We start from the raw sequence: 16,508 nt of genomic DNA, 5'->3' as shown, positions 1-16,508 counted from the left end.
TTACGTGGCAGGACCGTATTCCTTGAACGGTTCTTTTTTATCAATCCGATCATAGAACATGACGCCATCTAGATGGTCGTATTCATGCTGGCAGACGATTGCTTTCATCCCTTTTAAACGTAATTTTATAGGATTTCCGTTATGATCGATGCCAGTTAGGGTAATACGCATATAGCGCGGTACATGTCCTTCGACTTCACGATCGACGGACAGACATCCTTCGCCGCCCGTTAAATACGTCTGCTCGACGGAATGACTGATGATTTTTGGATTATAGATACCAAATTCCAGCAAATCATCACCATCTGGTAAGCGGATCGCGAACATGCGCTTGTTGACACCGATTTGTGGTGCTGCAAGTCCAATGCCGCTTCGTAAATCGTATTTCTTCGCAATTTCATCATCTTGACTGTTGGCGAGGAACTCGCGCATGAGTCGCATCGTTTCCTTATCCTCATCGCTGAGAGGGAAGGTCACTTCTACTGACCGTTCGTGAAGAGCAGGAACGTCTTCGCGTACGATTTCATTCATGGTGATCATGAACAACACTCCTTTCGTCTACAAAAAGTATAGCATAGGAAAGTGGGGAATGATGACAACTAACACAGTAGGAAAATATCGAATGATACAGAAGATGGAATATTCTAGTTTTGTGATTGAATTCACAATGTGAAACGCGAAAAAAATAAAACATTTCCTTTGATTTTAAGGTGTTACAGATTTATACTTGTAACGTAATGAACAAGACACTATAACGTGTCGATTCATGATAATACAGTTTACTCAACTGAATAGGTACACAGACACATGTTCAAAGGATAGTCACACGGGACTTCGTTTTTTGGACACTATTGTCATGTGGGCAAATCAGTCAGAGGAATATTTCGCTGAACGCAGTGAAAGGATGAGGTGAAAAGATGAACGTAAACATGTTTAAAAACGTGGAAGAAAACTTTGAAACGTTCCGCATTCTTGACGAGAAAGGTGAAGTCGTCAATAAAGACGCTATGCCAGACCTCTCGGATGAAGAGCTTACGGAATTAATGCGCCGTCTCGTATACACACGTATCTGGGACCAACGTGCAATCTCACTTAACCGTCAAGGACGCCTTGGTTTCTACGCTCCAGTAGCTGGACAAGAAGCGTCAATGATTGGTACGCAATTCGCTTTGGATAAAGATGACTGGATTCTTCCTGGATACCGTGATATTCCACAAATGGTCTTCCATGGCTTCCCACTTTACAAAGCATTCTTGTTCTCACGCGGTCACATCACAGGTGGTAAGATTCCTGAAGGTGTTAACGTCTTGATGCCACAAATCATCATCGGTGCGCAGATCGTTCAAGCGGCTGGTGTTGCTCTCGGTCTTAAGAAAAGCGGTAAAGAACAAGTCGCAATCACTTACACAGGTGATGGTGGTTCTTCACAAGGTGACTTCTATGAAGGTATGAACTTCGCTGGAGCTTTCAAAGCACCTGCAATCTTCGTCGTTCAAAACAACCGTTTCGCAATCTCGACACCTGTCGAAAAACAATCTATGGCGAAAACAATCGCTCAAAAAGCTGTCGCTGCTGGTATCAATGGTATCCAAGTCGACGGTATGGACGTTCTTGCTGTATACGCAGCTACGAAACAAGCGCGTGTTGAAGCACTCAACGGTGTTCCGACATTGATCGAAACATTGACTTACCGTTACGGACCACACACACTCGCTGGTGATGATCCAACACGTTACCGTACAAAAGACATGGATGATGAGTATCAAGCACAAGATCCACTCGTCCGTTTCCGTGCTTTCATGGAAGCAAAAGGTCTTTGGAACGAAGATAAAGAGAACGAAGTCATCGAGCAAGCTAAAGCTGACGTTAAGGAAGCACTTGCACAAGCTGACAAAGAACCAAAACAAAAAGTTACAGATTTCATCAACGTGATGGCTGAGAAGCTTCCACAAAACCTGCAAGAGCAGCTTGATGAGTATACAGCAAAGGAGTCGAAATAACCCATGGCACAAATGACGATGATCCAAGCGATCACTGACGCAATGCGCGTCGAGATGAAACGCGACGAACAAGTTCTCTTGTTCGGTGAAGACGTCGGTAAAAACGGTGGGGTATTCCGTGCGACAGAAGGTCTTCAAGATGAGCTCGGCGAAGACCGCGTCTTCGATACACCACTTGCAGAATCAGGTATTGGTGGTCTTGCTGTCGGATTCAGTCTGACAGGATTCCGTCCAATCATGGAAATCCAATTCTTCGGATTCGTATTCGAAGTATTCGATTCAGTCGCAGCACAACTTGCGCGTCTCCGTTACCGTTCAGGCGGCACATACAGTGCACCTGTTACAATCCGTTCACCATTCGGTGGCGGTGTTAAAACACCGGAACTTCACGCAGATAACCTCGAAGGACTCATGGCTCAGTCACCAGGACTTAAAGTTGTCATTCCTTCAACACCTTACGATGCAAAAGGTCTTTTGATCGCGTCAATCCGCGACAACGACCCAGTCGTATTCCTCGAGCACATGAAACTCTACCGTTCATTCCGCGGTGAAGTGCCAGAGGGCGATTACACGATCGAACTCGGAAAAGCTGATGTAAAACGTGAAGGTACAGATGTAACAATCGTCACTTACGGTGCGATGGTACACGCTTCACTTAAAGCAGCGGAAGAGCTCGAAAAAGAAAACATCAGCGTCGAAATCATCGACTTGATGACAATCAGCCCAATCGATATCGACACGATTCTTGCTTCTGTCAAGAAAACAAACCGTGTCGTCGTCGTTCAAGAAGCACAAAAACAAGCGGGTATCGCTGCAATGGTTGCAACTGAAATCCAAGAACGTGCAATCCTTGACCTCGAAGCGCCAATTCTTCGTGTTGCTGCTCCAGATACAATCTTCCCATTTGCACAAGGTGAAGACGTCTGGATCCCAGATCACAAAGATATCGTTGAGAAAGTCAAAACTGTCTACAATTTCTAAGAGCATTTCGGAAAATAAGGAGAGGGGTCCATTCTCTCCTTGCTTCCGTTTTTACAGATAACAATCGACTAGAAGAGTGAACTAAAAGGAGGCATATTCAAATGGGTTTATTTGAATTCAAATTGCCGGATATCGGTGAGGGTATTCATGAAGGTGAAATCGTAAAGTGGTTCGTAAAAGCGGGCGACACTGTCAAGGAAGACGACGTTCTTCTTGAAGTACAAAACGATAAAGCAGTCGTTGAAATCCCATCACCAGTTGATGGTACTGTTAAAGAAGTTAAAGTTGACGAAGGTGTCGTAGCTGTCGTTGGCGACGTCCTCATCACTTTCGAAGTCGAAGGCGAAGGTTCTGCTCCTTCTGAAGAAGCAGAGCAACCAAAAGCTGAAGACAACGCGAAAGACGTTCAAGATACGGATCAAAAAGTGGAAGACAAACCAAACGAGGTTCAAATCCATAAATCAGAACGCGTCATCGCGATGCCATCTGTCCGTAAATATGCACGTGAAAAAGGTGTCGACATCCGTGAAGTCCAAGGTTCTGGAGACAACGGTCGTGTCGTCAAAGAAGACATCGATGCATTCGCAAACGGTGGTCAAACTTCTGAAGCACCAGCAACAGAAGAAAAAGCACCAGCTGCAGCTGCTTCTGCACCAAAAACAGAAGTTAAGCCATACGTTGCTGCTCAACCTGAACTTGAAACACGCGAGAAAATCAAAGGAATCCGTAAAGCGATTTCGAAAGCAATGGTTAACTCGAAACATACAGCTCCACACGTAACACTCATGGACGAAGTCGATGTTACGAACCTCGTAGCACTCCGTAAAAACTTCAAAGAAGTTGCGGCTGCTCAAGGTACGAAATTGACTTACCTTCCGTTCGTCGTAAAAGCATTGACTGCTGCTGCTAAAAAATACCCAGCAATCAACGCATCAATCGACGATGTAAACGAAGAAATCGTCTACAAAAACTACTTCAACATCGGTATCGCTGCAGATACAGACAACGGTCTTGTCGTACCAGTCGTTAAAGATGCAGATCGTAAATCGATCTTCTCACTCGCTGACGACATCAACGACCTTGCTGGTAAAGCACGCGAAGGTAAACTTTCTGGCGAAGAGATGAAAGGCGGATCAATCACGATCACTAACATCGGTTCTGCTGGCGGTCAGTGGTTCACACCAGTCATCAACCACCCAGAAGTTGCAATCCTCGGTATCGGCCGTATCGCTGAAAAAGCAGTCGTTAAAAACGGCGAAATCGTTGCTGCACCAGTTCTTGCACTTTCATTCAGCTTCGACCACCGTCTCATCGATGGTGCAACTGCACAAAACGCGCTTAACTTAGTTAAACGCCTATTGAACGACCCACAACTTCTCATCATGGAGGGATAAGCAATGGTAGTAGGTGAATTCGCACAAGAAACAGATTTACTCGTAATCGGGGCTGGCCCTGGTGGTTACGTTGCTGCAATCCGCGGCGCGCAACTCGGTATGAAAGTAACAATCGTTGAACGTGAAAACGTCGGTGGTGTTTGCTTAAACGTTGGATGTATCCCATCAAAAGCCTTGATCACTGCAGGTCATAACTTCCAGCATGCTAAAGGTTCAAGCGATATGGGGATCACTTCTGAGAATGCAACTGTCGATTTCTCGAAAGTTCAATCTTGGAAACAATCTGTCGTCAACAAATTGACTGGCGGCGTTAGTGGTCTTCTTAAAGGGAACAAAGTCGAGACTGTCGTTGGGGAAGCTTACTTCCAATCAGAAGATACAGTCCGTATCATCAACGAAGATTCTTCGACTCCTTACAAATTCAAGAAATGTATCATCGCGACAGGTTCGACTCCAATCGAACTTCCAGCTTTCAAATGGTCAAAACGCGTTCTTTCTTCAACAGGCGCATTGAACCTTCCTGAAATCCCGAAAAAACTCATCGTCATCGGTGGTGGATATATCGGGATGGAGCTTGGTACAGCGTATGCGAACTTCGATACAGAAGTCGTCATTCTTGAAGGAACAAAAGACATCCTTTCTGGTTTCGAGCCTGCTATGACGCAAGTCGTTAAGAAAAAGCTCAAACAAAAAGGTAACATCACAATCCACAACGAAGCACTTGCTCAAAGTGTGGAAGAGTCGGAAGATGGCGTTAAAGTAACATTCGAAGTCAACGGTGAAGCACAAACAGTTGAAGCGGACTACGTCCTCGTCACTGTCGGTCGCCGTCCGAACACTGGTGATCTTGGTCTTGAAATGGCAGAAGTCAAAGTCAGCGACCGTGGTCTTGTCGAAATCGACGATCAGTGCCGTACTTCAAACGAAAACATCTACGCAATCGGTGATATCGTTCCAGGACCACCACTTGCACACAAAGCTTCATTCGAAGCTAAAATTGCTGCTGAAGCAGCTGCAGGACACCCTGCATACCTCGACTACAGCGCGATTCCAGCGGTCGTCTTCACAGACCCAGAACTCGCTACTGTCGGTTACACGGAAGCACAAGCGAAAGAAGAAGGACTCGACTACATCGCGTCTAAATTCCCTTACGCTGCGAATGGTCGTGCACTTGCACTCAACGAGCCAGACGGCTTCTTGAAAATGATCACTCGTAAATCAGATGGTCTCTTGATCGGCGCGCAAATCGCTGGTACAGGCGCATCTGATATGATCGCTGAAATGGGACTCGCAATCGAGTCTGGTATGACAGCTGAAGATATCGCACTCACAATCCACGCGCACCCATCACTCGGTGAAATCGCAATGGAAACTGCTGAAGTTGCAATCGGTAGCCCAATCCACATCATTAAATAATTTCGAAACACCTCATACACGGGGAGCCGACCGTGTATGAGGTGTTTTTTTGTTTGGTCTTGATACAAAAAAGGAAAAGAAAAAGTAAAAATCGGAGAGGGTGGACGCACATGGAATCCGTGACTACCTTAGAGGAGCTGTATTACGTATCGGAAATGGATAAGGTTCGTTTTGTCGGCTGGACGACTGCACTCGCCCGCTATGATTTTGCTGTCGTCTGTACGGGACAATTCTTCGGGAAAGTACTTGTCGTCAGTTTAACCGGTGGTCAGTCAGCGTTACTCGATCAACAGGATGTGTTGAATGGAGATGTCTTAATTCGTACATTTGCGATTGAACGAGAGGATGTCGAAGTAATCGGTGAAGCACTCGCAGCATTCATTCCTTGTTCACCAAACGATGAGTACGCAGAATGAAATGACAAAAAAAGCAGTAATCCTCATTAACTAAGGATTACTGCTTTATCTTGTCTTCACCGAATCGCATTCGATTGTTGAATGACTTTGATCGTCTCAAGCGAATGATCTTCAAGACCTTGAACCGGAAGACCGGCTTCGATGTTTTCTTTAATATAGGCAAGGTTGTCTGCCGTGATCATTTCGCCTGGGATGAAGATAGGAATACCAGGTGGATATACCATCATGAATTCAGCCGAAATCCGCCCAACCGCATCGATCAACGGAATCGTCTCTGTCTCTTCATAGAATGCATCACGAGGACTGAGAGCGAGCGCTGGGATGTCTGGAAGAACAATCGAATGATCAGTCGTCTCGGCGGCATTATTTTGATAACGTGCGACAAGTAATGACATCGCATGTAAAAAGGCATCAATCGTCTCTTCTGAGTCGCCAGACGTGATGATGACGAGAATGTTGTTCAAATCAGAAAGTTCAACTTCGATCCGGTGTTCTTCACGTAAGAACTCTTCGACGAGGTGACCAGAAATGCCAAGCCCTTTGACGGAAACAAGCACTTTCGTTGGATCAAAGGCGAACGTCGCACTCGAATGAAGATCGGATTCACCGAAAACAGCGAGATAAGGAAGCTTCGCTAATCCAAAGCGCATCCGTGTCGCAAGTTCAAGTGCCCGACGATTCATCGCTTCACCGTTGATCGCAAGATGACGCCGAGCGCAGTCAAGAGAAGCGAGCAACAGGTAAGATGTCGATGTCGTCGTCAACATCGAGAGCACTGCTTGAACTTTATCTGGAGAGACAAGTCCGCGACGAACGTTCAGGACAGAGCTTCCTGTAAGTGAGCCACCGAGTTTATGCACGCTGGTTGCGGCAAGATCAGCTCCTGCTTGCATCGCAGACAACGGCATATCTTCGTGGAAGGCGATATGGACGCCGTGTGCTTCGTCGACGAGTACCGGAATACCTTTACTATGGGAAAGCTTGACGATGCTTTCTAAGTCACCAGCAACGCCGAAATAGGTCGGGTTGATGACGAGTACTGCTTTTGTATCGGGATGAAGTGCAAGGGCACGTTCTACCGCGCTTGGTGTGATGCCGTGCGCGATTCCGAATGTCTCATCGAATTCAGGGTGAATGAAAATCGGATGCGCACCAGAAAGAACGATAGCTGACATCACCGATTTATGCACGTTCCGAGGAACGAGAATTTTATCATCAGGTCCGACGACACTCATGATCATCGCCATGATGGCCGTTGAAGTTCCTTGTACGGAAAAGAACGTTTCGTCGGCGTGGAAGGCTTGAGCTGCCAATTGATGAGCTTCCTTAATGATTGCCTTTGGATGATGGAGATCATCAAGGGGAGCGATATTGATTAAATCGATATCGAGCGCATTCTGACCGATGAACGATCGAAAGGCTGGATCCATTCCCTGACCATTTTTATGACCGGGAATATGAAATTGAATTGGTTGACGTTTCGCATGCGCGAGTAGCGCATCGAATAAAGGTGTATCGAGCTGTGTTAAGCTTTTTGTTTGCACCAGATTTCCCCCCTTAAAACCGAATAAAAATACAATCAAACAAGCTAACTATAACAAGTTTTCGGACGGTTGCAACTGTTTTATGCTTCTTTTCCGTGTAAAATAGAAAAGTGCAGAAAGGAAGTGGGAATGATGGCATTGAATTATCCGCTCAATTCCGATTGGTCGACTGAAGAAATCGTGAAAGTCATCGACTTCTTTAATTTAGTCGAGCAAGCGTATGAGACAGGTGTTGAACGACAACGGTTGCTCGAAGCGTATCGTGAATTCAAGCAAATCGTCACCTCGAAATCCGAGGAAAAACAGTGGGATCAGTTTTATATGGAAGAGACTGGTTGCTCGAGTTATCGGACGATGCAACAAGCGAAACGTCAGGAAGAACCGATTGTTCGTATGAAGAAATAATTGGATCATGAAGATAAGACTCCTATGCGATCGCGTAGGAGTCTTATCTTTTAATCCGACTGGAAATGTGCGGGAAATGATCAACATTTGTTTAAAGTGGAAAGGAAGCGGCTATATACTACATACAAGACGTTGACCTTACAAATATGTGAAACTGTATTTTTTAAAATTAGATGCTTTACATCTAAGTTGAATCGTACTATTATAGATTCAATCCACTAATAAGTCGCAATTGTCTGACAAATTAAACCTCTGTTTATCCCGCGAAGGAGTGTGGTTACTGTGAAACAAGTGATAGAAGCATACAAGAGAAAAGATGCAGAAAAACGCATTCCTGTATTGCGTCTCGAAATCGATTATGAGCTTGCTACATTACACGATGCGATGGTGGCAAGTGACGCAGAAGCTGTTGGCGCAAGTAAAGAGCGCCTCGAAAAATATCGTCAAGAGATGGTACGTCTTGAAGCTTGATTTCAACGTTCCAATCTCTACCTTATAATAAAATATCAACTCTTCAACCAGCGAACTGTTCGCTGGTTTTCTTTTTTTGTTACTATAGAAGAAGCTGGAAACAACGATGAAGGAGTGAACTCAAATGCAGATTGAGTTGGATGCGATAGATTTGATCAAACGAGCGGGAAAGTACATTCGCGAAAAAATTGATGGTTCGTATCACGTCGAACAAAAAACCGGAAAAAGCGATTTAGTGACAGAGATTGATCAAGCCGTCGAGGATTTATTGATTCAAGGTATTTTAGATCGCTATCCGAATCATCATATTTATGGGGAAGAAGGGCGAATCGCTCGACCTGATACACTCGAAGGCACGATCTGGTTCGTTGATCCGATTGATGGAACGATGAACTTTATCCGTCAAAAACGAATGTTTGCCATCTCGATCGCGATTATGGTGGATGGTGAGTTACGCTATGGATTCGTCTACGATGTCATGGCGGACGAGTTGTTCCATGTCATCAAAGGGCATGGTGCTTATCAAAACGGCATACGATTACCACAAATCGAGGAGCGGAGTGTTAAAGAAGCAATCATCTGTATGAACGCGACCTGGGTGACACCAAATCGTCGAATCAATACGGATCGTCTTGCACCACTCGTACGACACGCGGTAGGTGTACGAGCAATCGGTGCAGCATCACTCGAACTCGCATGGACAGCTGCAGGGCGTGTTGACGGGTATATCACAATGCGTAATATGCCTTGGGATTACGCAGCCGGTCAGTTGTTGATTGAAGAGGTCGGTGGGCGTGTCGGAACGATCACAGGTGAATCGATGTCATTTCTCGAACAAACGAGTGTGCTAGCAGGGAGCCAGACGTTCGTTGAAGATGTGTTGACATTCGTACAAACACAAGAGGATTGAAAAAAGGTTTCTTTCGTCTTGAACGAAAGGAACCTTTTTGCTCATGCTTGTTTTCGTAAACGTGCTTTTAAGACGAACCCAGCACCCATCGTAACAATCATCAAGATGACAGAGGCGATCGTCATCGGGACGTTTTGTTCCGCGATGAAGATGCCGATGGCTGCCATGGATCCTACGGCAAGCATGGCGAGTAATAAAAATAGCAGGCGCATGTTCTTTTCCCCCTCTACCCGTGAGTACGTTAACAGTGTAGCGTGAATGAAGGATAATGAAAAGGCTTTCGGACTGATGTCGAATCTTAGTCATTGCCAATTAGGACTCTACCTGTGCTATACTCTTAAAGTTGACCGAAAGTATGATAAGATTTATTTAAATGAATAGAAAGAGGTACACACCTATGACAACATTAGTACGAAATGATTTACGCAACGTTGCGATCATCGCCCACGTTGACCATGGTAAAACAACATTAGTCGATGAGCTTTTAAAACAGTCTGGTACGTTCCGTACGAACGAACAAGTCGAAGAACGCGCAATGGACTCAAATGACATCGAGCGGGAACGTGGAATCACGATTCTTGCGAAAAACACTGCAATTGATTACAAGAACACACGCATCAACATCGTTGATACGCCAGGACACGCCGATTTCGGTGGAGAAGTTGAGCGGATCATGCGTATGGTTGATGGCGTTATCCTCGTTGTCGATGCACGTGAAGGCTGTATGCCACAAACACGTTTCGTTTTGAAAAAAGCACTCGAGCAAGGACTTCAACCAATCGTCGTCGTCAACAAAATTGACAAACCGATGGTCCGTCCTCTTGAAGTCGTCGACGAAGTCGTTGATCTCTTGATCGACCTCGGAGCTGACGAAGATCAACTCGAATTCCCAGTCGTTTATGCATCGGCAGTCAACGGCTCAAGTTCATTTGAACCTGAATTAGAGAAACAAGAAGATACAATCACAAACGTTCTTGATTTAATTCTTGAGCACACACCAGCGCCTGTCGATAACACAATGGAGCCGCTTCAGTTCCAAGTGACGATGCTTGACTATGATAACTACCTCGGACGGATCGGTGTCGGTCGTGTCTTCCGTGGAGAAATCAAAGTTGGTGATAGCGTTTCGCTTTCAAAACTTGATGGTTCAACGAAGAACTTCCGTGTTACGAAGTTGTTCGGTTACTTCGGCCTAAAACGTGTCGAAATCGAAACAGCAAAAGCTGGAGATTTGATTGCGATCGCTGGTATGGAAGATATCAACGTCGGTGAGACGGTTTGCCCGACTTCACACGTTGATCCACTCCCATTATTACGTATCGATGAGCCAACGCTTCAAATGACATTCATCGTCAACAACTCGCCATTCGCTGGTCGTGAAGGGGATCTCGTTACTTCACGTAAAATCGAAGAGCGTCTTGAAAAAGAACTCGAAACAGACGTTTCACTTCGCATCGAAAACACAGACTCACCGGACCGCTGGATCGTTTCTGGTCGTGGGGAACTTCACCTCGGGATCTTGATCGAAAACATGCGCCGTGAAGGATACGAAATTCAAGTATCGAAACCGCAAGTAATCATCAAAGAAGAAGAAGGCGTCAAAGTCGAGCCATTCGAACGCGTCGTCATCGATACACCAGAAGAGTACACAGGTTCTGTCATGGAATCGATCGGTCTCCGCAAAGGTGAATTGACGAACATGCAAACAATGGACAACGGTCAAACAAAAATGGAATTCATCGTTCCTTCACGTGGTTTGATCGGTTACCGTAACGAATTCCTTTCTGCTACACGCGGATACGGAATCATGAACCACACATTCGAAGAATACCGTCCGTTCATCCAAGCGGATATTGGTGGACGTCGTAGTGGAGTTATGGTCTCGATCGAAACAGGTAAAGCAACTGCTTACGCGATCTCAGCTCTTGAAGACCGCGGAACGATCTTCATCGAGCCTGGTATTGAAGTATACGAAGGTATGATCATCGGCGAATGTAACCGTGATGTCGATCTCGCTGTCAACGTCGTTAAAGCAAAACAATTAACGAACATGCGTGCATCTGCAAAAGATTCAACGAACGTTCTTAAACGTCCACGTGTCTTCTCACTTGAAGAGTCGTTGACATTCTTGAACGAAGATGAGTACTGTGAAATCACACCACAATCGGTTCGTCTCCGTAAACAAGTCTTGAATAAGAACGAACGTGAAAAGCAAGAAAAACGTCGTCGTCTAGGTAAAGATTAAGTCTTGAACGAATAGGGGGACTGGCAATGAATGCACAAGCTGCCGTTGCTTCTGATTTCTCGAAATACGATATTCCGTTCATCGCGAAACTTCTCGGTATCGGAAGTGATCCGAATAACATCGAAGCGGGATTTTATCCTTTAATGATCACTGTCGTCATCTTGACACTTGTCGTCTTTAAGTTAGGATTTGCTAAGGAACTAGCATGGTGGAAATCACTGATCGTCTATCTCTTGCTCGCCGTCTTCTCGGCAGCATTGACGCTTGTCTTCTGGACATGGCCGATTCCTGAAGTACTCTTAGCGATGGTCTTCGTACTTGGTATTTATCGCTTCCGGATGTGGATGGTCAAGCGTGAACGTGAACGGACAGCTTCTTGACGGAAGCATGTCATGAATCAAAAGAACGAATCTCTTCGGAGGTTCGTTCTTTTTTTGAGCCAATTCAGATGCATGATTTAAAGCGTAGCGGGAACTAGAATACTAAAAGGGGGAGAAAACATTGAAGATCAAGTATGTCATATCACCCCTCCTGTTAGCGGGTATTCTGATGGGTTGTACACAAACGTCAGAAGAATCGTCAACAGAGGAAACGAATCAGACGACACAAGAAAACAATCAACAGGATTCAGGTGATCAAGAAGCGACGCAATCATCTCAAGCACAAGAAGGTGTCGTATTTAAAGAACTAAACGCTCCGTGGAATATTGTCCGAGAAGGAGAGGTATTTTACATCACGGAACGAGAAGGAACGATTGTCAAAGGAGAAAAAGATGATTATGAACGGATGCGCCTTCAGCTGAAAGAGGATGTCCTCGCTGAAGGAGAAGGTGGATTGCTTGGGATGGTACTTGATCCTGATTTTAAGGACAATCAGACAGCATACGTCTACCATACGTACGCCAAACAAGGACAAGCGACGAATCGCGTCATTGCGATAAAAGAAGAGGGTGATCAGTGGACGGAAGAACGTGTCTTACTCGATGATATTCCCGGAGCGACGATTCATAACGGGGGACGACTGGAGTGGGGACCTGAGGGCGCACTCTACGTCACAGCAGGAGACGCAGCAAATCCCGAACTAGCGCAAGACATTGATTCATTGGCAGGAAAGATTTTACGCATCACATCTGAAGGGAAACCGTTCGAGGGGAATCAAAAAGGATATGTCTACAGTCTCGGTCACCGGAATCCACAAGGACTTGTTTTCGTCGATGATCAACTGTATGCAAGCGAACATGGGCAAAGTGGGCACGATGAAATCAACCGAATCGAACAAAAGAATTATGGATGGCCGACGATTGAAGGGAAAGAACAAGCAGATGGACTGGTGACGCCGTGGTATGAAGTAGGAGAACAATCTGTTGCACCAAGTGGAGTTGCAACGGCAGAGAATACACTTTATTTTGCAACACTTGTCGGACAACGATTACAAACCATCGATCTAGAGACGAAGCAAGTCAAGACGATCGTCGAAAATCAAGGTCGGATTCGAGATGTCTGGATTGACGAGACATCGATTTACTATATTACAAATAATACGGACGGAAGAGGGAATCCATCGGCAGATGATGATCGACTCGTTCGAATCAATCGATGAACAACAAAAGGTCTGTCAGGGAATTTCCCCGCAGACCTTTTATTTACCAGTGTTTTCGTTTCGTTTCCCAAGTCGGGTATAAATGAAATTGTCCAGAAGCGTGGCGTTCAAGTGTCCGTTCTTCTACGCGTGATCGACACTCATCACAAATGTGGACACGAACAGGTTTATTGCGTAATCGCTTCGCCGTGAAGGACCAATCATCAATCGTTTCACGCTTATCGCAAATCGTACATTTCACTCGCATGCCAGGTCCTCCCTTTTTTTCTTAGTATATCATATTAGAAGATTATTCAGATGTAAAAAAGGGAAACGAGAAGTATATCTCGAAATATCATCACTAAGTCGTAGAGGGGGTGATGTCATGGCAAATAAAGTTGAACAACAGCTCAACTCAGATCAATTAGAAGCACTATCGCAATTACCACTTGTTTTTTTGATTACGCATGATCAATCCAAACATTGGCCCATCACACACGCAATCAGTTGGGTACATGCGACGGATTCGCAAACGGTTCGTTTTACAATCGAAGCAGATTCTCATCTCGTTAAAACATTACGAGAACATCCGGTCTTCACATTGATCTTTTTTGCAGATCAGTCGACGTACAGCTTAACGTGTACGGACGTCAAGGCGTTTACGCCGCAAGAAGACCTTCCGTTGCCACTCGCTTTTTATGAGGGACGCGTTGAGGAGGTACGTGACATCTTGTTTTACGGAGCAGCGGTCACACAACGACCAACTATCGAAAAAACATACGATGAACAGGCAGCTGAACGGTTGGATCAACTCGTTCATCGCATCCTAAAGGCGTAACATTCATCACAAACTCGACTCTAAAGGGGCGAACGATGGAATGAAAAAAATATACGTACTTGATACTAATGTCATGCTTCACGATCCACTTTCTCTTTTCCAATTCCAGGAGCACGACGTCGTCATACCAGCGATCGTACTAGAAGAACTAGATGGAAAAAAACGCAACATGGATGAGGTTGGACGTAATGCACGAGAAACAGCTCGCATTTTAGACCAATTACGAGAAACGGGTCAGCTTCATGCGGGAGTGCCACTCGGAAATGGCGGTATTCTTCGCGTCGATATTGGGGACTCCATTCATGAAGGTTCGCCGTTTACGCATGAATCGAACGATAATAAGATCATTGAACTGGCGTGGTCGATTCATCAGGAACAACAAACCGAAGCGACCCCACGAGATGTCATTCTCGTCTCAAAAGATATCTTAGTCCGTGTCAAAGCGGATGCGTATGGATTAGTCGCTGAAGATTATATGACAGATCATATCGCTGATTTGACCGGTCTTTATACAGGATTCATCGAAGTGACCGTCGATCAGGAATATATTGATGCCTTCTATCAGGACAAACGGCTTTCGGTGGATGTCTTGCCAGAAAAAGTGCAACCGAATGAGTTCGTCATCTTAAAAAGTAACATGTCGAAAGCTTCAGCCATCGCCGTCGTTGATCAGAACCTGCCGATCATTCGGGCACTTTCGATCGATGTCGACCAAGTCTGGGGCGTCATTCCACGAAACGTCCAACAACGGATGGCATTTGAGTTATTATTACGTGACGATGTACCACTTGTGACACTCGTTGGTAAGGCAGGTACCGGAAAAACGTTACTTGCACTCGCTGCGGGTCTCCTGCAAGTGGAAGACGAGCATAAATATAAAAAACTGGTCGTTGCTCGTCCGGTCGTACCGATGGGAAACGATATCGGCTACTTGCCGGGTGAAATGGAAGAGAAGCTTCGTCCGTGGATGCAACCCATCTACGATAACCTTGAACACCTTTTCAATACGGGATCGGGAGACGAACTAGGTAACATTCTCGCCGGAATGAAGACGATTCAACTGGAAGCTTTAACGTATATCCGGGGACGCAGTATGCCGGGACAATTCATCATCATCGATGAAGCGCAGAATTTGACGAAACATGAAGTCAAGACGATTTTGACACGTGTCGGTGAAAACTCGAAAATCGTGTTAGTCGGGGATCCACAACAGATTGATCATCCGTATCTAGATGAGTATTCCAATGGTTTATCCTACGCCGTAGAACGACTTAAAAATGAGAAGATGACGGGACACGTCAAACTCGTCAAAGGGGAGCGCTCGAACTTGGCGCGCCTCGCAGCCGATTTACTATGAAAAAACGTGGTGCGTCTATTCAGGCGCACCACGTTTTCCTTATATGACGGTAACCGTATGAACGGATTTGACGATCCGTTGTCCGTGTAACAGATGAACGGGTCCATCTGCTAATACTTTGCCGTCTTGTGAGAACTGCAGATACACTTCGTCGAGTTGCTCAAGTGGAAGTTCAACCGTTTCTTCGCCTTCAAAACGAATGGCAATCGCATCTGGTAAAAGTTCGGCATTCCGGATGAACGGTGCAAGCGCCATGGCGAATGACCCTTGAAGCGCGGCTTCTTTTTCAGCACGTGTCATCGGACGATTGTGATCCGTACGACTGCCTTCCATGATGCCTTTATCCCACGCAGCCCCCATTTTCGCGTAGTACGCTTCTTGTTCACTTGTGTCGGCTGGTTGACCGATTTTCTCGATTTCCACCTTTCGTTCATCAAAGATCCAGACTGTCGGATCAATCGTCAACTGATGCCGTACTTTACCGTTAATCGGAAAAATCATTTGTTCTACCCCCTAAATGTGTAAGTCCAACAAATCCATTATACCGAAACGTTGAATTGTTGGCGAAAGTAAGGTAAAGTTTAGCTATAACAGGAACGCGTCATTTGATGAGGAGGGATTGGATTGTCAACTGAAATCGAGACAGTTCATCGCCAGCGCGCTCTTGAGCTACTAGAAGCGGATGCACAAAAAATCCGCCGGTTGATCGAGGTCCAGCTTGCGAATTTAACGATGCCACAATGTCCTCTTTACGAGGAAGTATTGGATACACAAATGTTCGGATTATCCCGTCAGATTGATTTTGCGGTACGTCTTGAACTGATTGATGCGGGTGAGGGGAAACAATTACTCGAATCACTTGAACAGCAATTATCTGATTTACATGATGCGGAGACGTGCTGATTTTCTACTCAAACGTGAAATGCGGCGTTTGGGTATTTTTTTTTAGAAAA

The 16,508-nt window shown here is 45.4% G+C and carries 19 protein-coding genes; 14 read left to right on the top strand and 5 right to left on the bottom strand.

What is annotated here, in order from left to right; translation table 11 throughout:
* On the bottom strand, positions 1–540 hold the full coding sequence (def, locus tag ASF99_RS10120; RefSeq protein ID WP_029342180.1) for a peptide deformylase: 540 nt from the start codon (positions 538–540) through the stop codon (positions 1–3).
* 377 nt (positions 541–917) lie between these two features.
* Here def and pdhA point away from each other — a divergent pair, with 377 nt between their 5' ends.
* From pdhA to ASF99_RS10095, 5 genes are all read left to right on the top strand, one after another.
* Entirely contained in the window at positions 918–2,000 is a 1,083-nt protein-coding gene (pdhA, locus tag ASF99_RS10115; RefSeq protein ID WP_023468852.1) for a pyruvate dehydrogenase (acetyl-transferring) E1 component subunit alpha, read from the top strand.
* 3 nt (positions 2,001–2,003) lie between these two features.
* On the top strand, positions 2,004–2,981 hold the full coding sequence (locus tag ASF99_RS10110; RefSeq protein WP_023468851.1) for an alpha-ketoacid dehydrogenase subunit beta: 978 nt from the start codon (positions 2,004–2,006) through the stop codon (positions 2,979–2,981).
* Between the two features lie 101 nt (positions 2,982–3,082).
* The gene (locus ASF99_RS10105) at positions 3,083–4,375 is read left to right on the top strand and encodes a dihydrolipoamide acetyltransferase family protein (protein WP_023468850.1); all 1,293 of its coding nucleotides are present in this window, start codon (positions 3,083–3,085) and stop codon (positions 4,373–4,375) included.
* 3 nt (positions 4,376–4,378) lie between these two features.
* Entirely contained in the window at positions 4,379–5,791 is a 1,413-nt protein-coding gene (lpdA, locus tag ASF99_RS10100; protein ID WP_029342176.1) for a dihydrolipoyl dehydrogenase, read from the top strand.
* 110 nt (positions 5,792–5,901) lie between these two features.
* Positions 5,902–6,207: an SAV0927 family protein gene (locus ASF99_RS10095; protein ID WP_023468848.1), complete on the top strand. Its 306-nt coding sequence runs from the start codon at positions 5,902–5,904 to the stop codon at positions 6,205–6,207.
* Positions 6,208–6,263: 56 nt separating this feature from the next.
* On the opposite strand, the gene ASF99_RS10090 is transcribed toward ASF99_RS10095, so the two are convergent.
* The gene (locus ASF99_RS10090; protein WP_035396697.1) at positions 6,264–7,751 is read right to left on the bottom strand and encodes an aminotransferase class I/II-fold pyridoxal phosphate-dependent enzyme; all 1,488 of its coding nucleotides are present in this window, start codon (positions 7,749–7,751) and stop codon (positions 6,264–6,266) included.
* 132 nt (positions 7,752–7,883) lie between these two features.
* On the opposite strand from ASF99_RS10090, the gene ASF99_RS10085 reads away from it, so the two are divergent.
* From ASF99_RS10085 to ASF99_RS10075, 3 genes are all read left to right on the top strand, one after another.
* Entirely contained in the window at positions 7,884–8,156 is a 273-nt protein-coding gene (locus ASF99_RS10085; RefSeq protein WP_023468846.1) for a UPF0223 family protein, read from the top strand.
* A gap of 282 nt (positions 8,157–8,438) precedes the next feature.
* On the top strand, positions 8,439–8,627 hold the full coding sequence (locus ASF99_RS10080) for a hypothetical protein (RefSeq protein ID WP_023468845.1): 189 nt from the start codon (positions 8,439–8,441) through the stop codon (positions 8,625–8,627).
* Between the two features lie 124 nt (positions 8,628–8,751).
* Positions 8,752–9,537 (top strand): inositol monophosphatase family protein, encoded by a 786-nt coding sequence (locus ASF99_RS10075; protein ID WP_035396699.1) that lies wholly within the window; start codon positions 8,752–8,754, stop codon positions 9,535–9,537.
* A gap of 41 nt (positions 9,538–9,578) precedes the next feature.
* Here ASF99_RS10075 and ASF99_RS17375 read toward each other — a convergent pair whose 3' ends face one another.
* Positions 9,579–9,749: a DUF5325 family protein gene (locus ASF99_RS17375; RefSeq protein WP_158581850.1), complete on the bottom strand. Its 171-nt coding sequence runs from the start codon at positions 9,747–9,749 to the stop codon at positions 9,579–9,581.
* A gap of 185 nt (positions 9,750–9,934) precedes the next feature.
* On the opposite strand from ASF99_RS17375, the gene typA reads away from it, so the two are divergent.
* The 3 genes from typA to ASF99_RS10060 all read left to right on the top strand — a co-directional run bounded on the left by typA (position 9,935) and on the right by ASF99_RS10060 (position 13,381).
* Positions 9,935–11,782 carry a translational GTPase TypA gene (gene typA, locus ASF99_RS10070; protein WP_023468842.1) on the top strand — a complete coding sequence of 616 codons (1,848 nt, stop codon included), beginning with the start codon at positions 9,935–9,937 and terminating at the stop codon, positions 11,780–11,782.
* A 26-nt stretch (positions 11,783–11,808) separates the two neighbouring features.
* The gene (locus ASF99_RS10065) at positions 11,809–12,162 is read left to right on the top strand and encodes a YlaH-like family protein (RefSeq protein WP_023468841.1); all 354 of its coding nucleotides are present in this window, start codon (positions 11,809–11,811) and stop codon (positions 12,160–12,162) included.
* 121 nt (positions 12,163–12,283) lie between these two features.
* The gene (locus tag ASF99_RS10060) at positions 12,284–13,381 is read left to right on the top strand and encodes a PQQ-dependent sugar dehydrogenase (protein ID WP_058713752.1); all 1,098 of its coding nucleotides are present in this window, start codon (positions 12,284–12,286) and stop codon (positions 13,379–13,381) included.
* Positions 13,382–13,424: 43 nt separating this feature from the next.
* On the opposite strand, the gene ASF99_RS10055 is transcribed toward ASF99_RS10060, so the two are convergent.
* Positions 13,425–13,628, bottom strand: a complete 204-nt coding sequence (locus ASF99_RS10055; RefSeq protein ID WP_029342171.1) for a YlaI family protein — start codon at positions 13,626–13,628, stop codon at positions 13,425–13,427.
* Positions 13,629–13,745: 117 nt separating this feature from the next.
* On the opposite strand from ASF99_RS10055, the gene ASF99_RS10050 reads away from it, so the two are divergent.
* Positions 13,746–14,198 carry a hypothetical protein gene (locus ASF99_RS10050; RefSeq protein ID WP_023468838.1) on the top strand — a complete coding sequence of 151 codons (453 nt, stop codon included), beginning with the start codon at positions 13,746–13,748 and terminating at the stop codon, positions 14,196–14,198.
* A 40-nt stretch (positions 14,199–14,238) separates the two neighbouring features.
* Positions 14,239–15,555, top strand: coding sequence for a PhoH family protein (locus ASF99_RS10045; RefSeq protein ID WP_023468837.1), 1,317 nt, complete (start codon positions 14,239–14,241; stop codon positions 15,553–15,555).
* Between the two features lie 39 nt (positions 15,556–15,594).
* On the opposite strand, the gene ASF99_RS10040 is transcribed toward ASF99_RS10045, so the two are convergent.
* On the bottom strand, positions 15,595–16,056 hold the full coding sequence (locus tag ASF99_RS10040; RefSeq protein ID WP_023468836.1) for a hypothetical protein: 462 nt from the start codon (positions 16,054–16,056) through the stop codon (positions 15,595–15,597).
* A 123-nt stretch (positions 16,057–16,179) separates the two neighbouring features.
* Here ASF99_RS10040 and ASF99_RS10035 point away from each other — a divergent pair, with 123 nt between their 5' ends.
* Complete coding sequence (locus tag ASF99_RS10035) at positions 16,180–16,458, top strand: YlaN family protein (protein WP_023468835.1); 279 nt, start codon at positions 16,180–16,182, stop codon at positions 16,456–16,458.
* The last annotated feature ends 50 nt before the right edge of the window (positions 16,459–16,508 follow it).

Source organism: Exiguobacterium sp. Leaf187, from assembly GCF_001423925.1.
Taxonomy (GTDB): Bacteria; Bacillota; Bacilli; order Exiguobacteriales; family Exiguobacteriaceae; genus Exiguobacterium_A; species Exiguobacterium_A indicum.
Note: the sequence above shows the minus strand (reverse complement) of the source record. Positions and strands in the feature narration are given on the sequence as shown.

Coding starts and splice junctions, on each gene's coding strand:
- def (WP_029342180.1), bottom strand. CDS start 540: ATGATCACCATGAATGAAATCGTACGCGAAGACGTTCCTGCTCTTCAC.
- pdhA (WP_023468852.1), top strand. CDS start 918: ATGAACGTAAACATGTTTAAAAACGTGGAAGAAAACTTTGAAACGTTC.
- ASF99_RS10110 (WP_023468851.1), top strand. CDS start 2,004: ATGGCACAAATGACGATGATCCAAGCGATCACTGACGCAATGCGCGTC.
- ASF99_RS10105 (WP_023468850.1), top strand. CDS start 3,083: ATGGGTTTATTTGAATTCAAATTGCCGGATATCGGTGAGGGTATTCAT.
- lpdA (WP_029342176.1), top strand. CDS start 4,379: ATGGTAGTAGGTGAATTCGCACAAGAAACAGATTTACTCGTAATCGGG.
- ASF99_RS10095 (WP_023468848.1), top strand. CDS start 5,902: ATGGAATCCGTGACTACCTTAGAGGAGCTGTATTACGTATCGGAAATG.
- ASF99_RS10085 (WP_023468846.1), top strand. CDS start 7,884: ATGGCATTGAATTATCCGCTCAATTCCGATTGGTCGACTGAAGAAATC.
- ASF99_RS10075 (WP_035396699.1), top strand. CDS start 8,752: ATGCAGATTGAGTTGGATGCGATAGATTTGATCAAACGAGCGGGAAAG.
- ASF99_RS17375 (WP_158581850.1), bottom strand. CDS start 9,749: ATGCGCCTGCTATTTTTATTACTCGCCATGCTTGCCGTAGGATCCATG.
- typA (WP_023468842.1), top strand. CDS start 9,935: ATGACAACATTAGTACGAAATGATTTACGCAACGTTGCGATCATCGCC.
- ASF99_RS10065 (WP_023468841.1), top strand. CDS start 11,809: ATGAATGCACAAGCTGCCGTTGCTTCTGATTTCTCGAAATACGATATT.
- ASF99_RS10055 (WP_029342171.1), bottom strand. CDS start 13,628: ATGCGAGTGAAATGTACGATTTGCGATAAGCGTGAAACGATTGATGAT.
- ASF99_RS10050 (WP_023468838.1), top strand. CDS start 13,746: ATGGCAAATAAAGTTGAACAACAGCTCAACTCAGATCAATTAGAAGCA.
- ASF99_RS10045 (WP_023468837.1), top strand. CDS start 14,239: ATGAAAAAAATATACGTACTTGATACTAATGTCATGCTTCACGATCCA.
- ASF99_RS10040 (WP_023468836.1), bottom strand. CDS start 16,056: ATGATTTTTCCGATTAACGGTAAAGTACGGCATCAGTTGACGATTGAT.